Genomic DNA, 3,566 nt, shown 5'->3' on the forward strand with positions numbered 1-3,566 from the left:
ACGCACCGGCCGCTTGCATGGGCATGAGCCCATGCGGCGCACCCGCCGCATCCACTCATACCGATTGCACTCCAATGCGATCTTCAAAAAGACATTGAACAGGCTCTCAAAGCGTCCAGCGGCTTCACCCGCCCCGTGCCCAGTGTGGTGACGGTCGTGGGCTACGGTGTGTCCTTCTACTTTTTGTCTTTGGCGCTGGCGTCGATTCCCACGGGCGTCGCGTATGCGATCTGGTCCGGCGTGGGAATTGTGCTGATCTCGCTGGTGGGCTGGATCGTGTTCAGGCAGGCGCTGGATGCTCCGGCCATCGCCGGCATGGCGCTCATCGCGGCGGGCGTGGTGGTCATCAACGTGTTCTCCAAGTCTGCGGCGCATTGACGCCGTGGCGTACCGGCCCGTCGGCGCCGGTCCTGCAGGTGCGGGCTGTCGTCGCACGCACTCACTCCAGCCATCCCTTGGGCAACTTGTCCGCCTTATTCTCCACCGGGTTGGCCGTGAGCTTTTGCGCCGCGTACTGGCGCATGAACTCCTTGGCCTTGTCCGGGCGGGCGGACAGCCAGGCGTCGTAGGCGCCCTCGTTCAGGATCACGGGCATGTGCTTTTCGCCGCCCGGCGGGCCGTAGCGGTGCAGCAGCGCGTGCTTGCTCGCGTCCACGGTGAGCAGGCAGTAGCTCACGATCACCGTGCCATCGGCCCCCTGCCAGCGTGCCCACAGGCCCGCCACGCCGAGGGGCTTGCCGTCCACGCGGGCGATGCGGGTGGGCACGGCCTTTTTCGCGCTGCGCCAGTCGTCTTCGAAAAACGCCTGCATGGGCACGATGCAGCGCTGGCCGCTGTGCCATGCATCGCGGAACGCGGTGCCGGAGGCGGCCAGGTCGGCCTTGGCGTGGGTGAGCTTGGGGGCACGCAGCTGTGCATCAGACGCTGACTTGACCCAGTGCGGCACCAGGCCCCACTGCGCGGGCACCAGCGCGCGGGTGGGGCGATGGGCCACCAGGCCTTCGCTGGCGGGTACGCCGTCGGGGTGGCCCGTGTCGGCGCCAGCGGCTGTGTGCACGATGAACGCGCCCGGCTTGCGGGGCCGCAGGTGGCGCTCGCCGAGCGCGGCGGGGGGCTCGACGGCGAAGGCCTCGCGGTAGGTGTCGGCGGCGCGCAGGGTTTCGTAGTGGGTGGGCATGGGGCGATGGTAGCGGGTGGCGATAGAAAAAATATCAATAAAAAATGCCTTCAGCGCTTATCGGATAAGCGCTGATAGCTATGAAAATAGTAGTGCTTGCCAAGAGGCGATCCCGCCCGCTCCCAGGTGCAGGCCACCCCAAGGCCTCGGCACCGGCGCATCCGCATTCCGCGCTTGGCAGCGCGCCGCCGCTTGGGGATACTGTTCCCCTCGCGCCCGTGTTTGCACCCGTGGGGTCGCCCTGTGCTCCTGTCCGTGTGCAGGAGCCGCGAGTCCGCCCCCCCTTATTTGTTCACCCTTCATGGAAGGCCGCACCATGCACCCGTACGCCATCTCCGCTCTCAGCGCCACGGCCATCGCCCTGCTTCTGTCTGCTGCAGCGGGTGTGGCGCACGCGCAGCCACAAAAGATGCGGCCCGGGCTGTGGGAGAACACCGTTTCCATGAAGAGCCAGAGCGGCCAGATGGAAGCCGCCATGGCGCAGATGCAGAAGTCCATGGCCAGCATGTCGCCCGAGCAGCGCAAGCAGATCGAGCAGATGATGGCGCAGCAGGGCGTGGGCATCGGCCCCAAGGGCAACACGGTGAAGGTGTGCATCAGCCCGGAGCAGGCCGATCTCGACAACATTCCGCAGCAGGAGGGCTGCACCCAGACCGTCAAGCGCACGGGCCCCAGCACCCTGGCGATGACCTTCAGCTGCAAGGGTGCCGCAGGCCAGCCGCCCAGCTCGGGCGAAGGCACCATGACCTTCAGCGGCCCCACGGCCTACGCGGGCAACTTCAAGCTCAAGACCACCACGGCCGGCGGCAAGCCCGAGCTGATCGAGATGGCGCAAACCGGCAAATGGCTGTCGGCCGACTGCGGCGCGATCAAGTCCGTGCGTTGATGGCGGCGGGGCCTGCGGCAGGGCGCGGGCCCGCCGGTGCCAGCACCACGCGGTTGCGGCCCAGGGCCTTGGCGGTGTAGAGCGCCTGGTCGGCGCGCTCCAGGGTGTGTTCGAGCGGCTGGCCCGGCTGGTGCTGGGCCAGCCCGGCCGATACGCTCAGGCGCAGCGTGCCGGTGGCGTGCGGGATCTCCAGCGCCGCCACGGCGTCGCGGACGCGCTCGAGCAGGTCGCGGCCGTCTTCCAGCTTCGTGTCGCAGAGCATCAGCACAAATTCCTCGCCGCCCCAGCGCGCCAGCACGTCGGTGTCGCGCACGCTGGCGCGCACCACGCCCGCAAACGCCTGCAGCGCCCGGTCGCCGGTGGCGTGGCCGTGCTGGTCGTTGATGCGCTTGAACAGGTCGATGTCCAGCTGCGCCAGCAGCAGCGGCCGGCCGCTGCGCGCGTTGCGGCGGCGCTCCAGCTCCATCAGGTCGTTCATGGCGCGGCGGTTGAGCAGGCCCGTGAGCTCGTCGCGCGTGGCGAGTTCGCGGTTGACCTCGAGCGCGCGGGCCAGGGCCTCGCGCTGCTCGTGCAGCCGCGCGCGGATGCTCTGGATGCGCAGGTTCAGCGCCACGCAGCCCACCAGCACGATGACCACCATCAGCGCATAGGCCGTGTCGAGGTAGCCCGAGGCATTGGCGCTGAAGCGGGAGCTCACGCCGATCGCGCAGCCGAACGCCACCAGCGCATACACGCCGATGCCGATGACCTCGGCGACCGAGAGCCCGAAGGTGCCGAAGAACAGGATCATCGCCAGCACGCTGGGCACCACGCCGCGCGCGTCCCCGGCCAGCACGTAGGCCACGGCGCCGCTGGTGATCGTCCAGACCATCTGCGGGATGGTGAGCGAGGGGTCGTTGAGGTGCTTGGTTTCGCCCGAACGGATGAAGGCCGTCATCACCCCCAGGCCCCCGAAGGAGATGGCCGCCCACCACTGTACGAAGCTGAGGTTGGTGGCGGGGTCGGAATGCGCCACCATGAGCATCACGCTGGCGCTGGCCGCCATCAGCACCAGCGCCAGCAGGGCCATGCCGACCAGGGTGCGGCGCTTGGGGTCGGTGGACAGGACCACATCCGTCAGGCGGCGCCAGCGGGAAGGGGTGCGCAAGTGAGGGGCTCCTGCCAGAGGTGGGGAGGGTGGGGAACGGCGTGCTGCCGGGTACGGCGCCGGGCGCCGGGGCTGCCGACAGGTCGCGAATTCTACGGCGGGCGGTCCGCCGCGTACAGTGCGCGGGCGCTGCTGCACGGCGGGCCGCACGGGGCGGGGGCAAATTTACGCCAGCGTCAGCGCGGCCAGTGCGGCCAGCGGAGCGGTTTCGGCCCGCAGCACGCGCGGGCCCAGCGTGACGGGGGCAAAGCGGTGCGCCAGGGCCAGGTCTTCTTCGTGCGCGCTCAGGCCGCCTTCGGGGCCCGACAGGAACAGCAGGGGCACGGCGCGGCTTGCGTCCGCTGCACTGCCGGCCG

At 69.4% G+C, this 3,566-nt stretch carries 5 protein-coding genes; 2 read left to right on the forward strand and 3 right to left on the reverse strand.

Features of this window, described 5'->3' with window-relative positions; all coding sequences use genetic code 11:
• The first annotated feature begins 57 nt into the window (after positions 1–57).
• On the forward strand, positions 58–378 hold the full coding sequence (locus ACOQFS_RS08975) for a DMT family transporter (protein ID WP_421562554.1): 321 nt from the start codon (positions 58–60) through the stop codon (positions 376–378).
• Between the two features lie 61 nt (positions 379–439).
• Here ACOQFS_RS08975 and ACOQFS_RS08980 read toward each other — a convergent pair whose 3' ends face one another.
• Positions 440–1,177: an SOS response-associated peptidase family protein gene (locus ACOQFS_RS08980; protein WP_421562550.1), complete on the reverse strand. Its 738-nt coding sequence runs from the start codon at positions 1,175–1,177 to the stop codon at positions 440–442.
• 316 nt (positions 1,178–1,493) lie between these two features.
• Between ACOQFS_RS08980 and ACOQFS_RS08985 the strand changes: the two genes are divergently transcribed.
• Positions 1,494–2,063, forward strand: a complete 570-nt coding sequence (locus tag ACOQFS_RS08985; RefSeq protein ID WP_421562551.1) for a DUF3617 domain-containing protein — start codon at positions 1,494–1,496, stop codon at positions 2,061–2,063.
• On the opposite strand, the gene ACOQFS_RS08990 is transcribed toward ACOQFS_RS08985, so the two are convergent.
• Together ACOQFS_RS08990 and ACOQFS_RS08995 are read right to left on the reverse strand one after the other, a co-directional pair.
• Positions 2,047–3,210: a diguanylate cyclase gene (locus tag ACOQFS_RS08990; RefSeq protein WP_421562552.1), complete on the reverse strand. Its 1,164-nt coding sequence runs from the start codon at positions 3,208–3,210 to the stop codon at positions 2,047–2,049. The genes ACOQFS_RS08985 and ACOQFS_RS08990 overlap by 17 nt on opposite strands.
• Before the next feature lie 165 nt (positions 3,211–3,375).
• The coding region (locus ACOQFS_RS08995) for an RsmE family RNA methyltransferase (RefSeq protein WP_421562553.1) at positions 3,376–3,566 on the reverse strand (191 nt) is incomplete at its 5' end.

Origin of the sequence: Paracidovorax sp. MALMAid1276 (assembly GCF_049198005.1) — a bacterium.
Classification (GTDB): domain Bacteria; phylum Pseudomonadota; class Gammaproteobacteria; order Burkholderiales; family Burkholderiaceae_C; genus Acidovorax.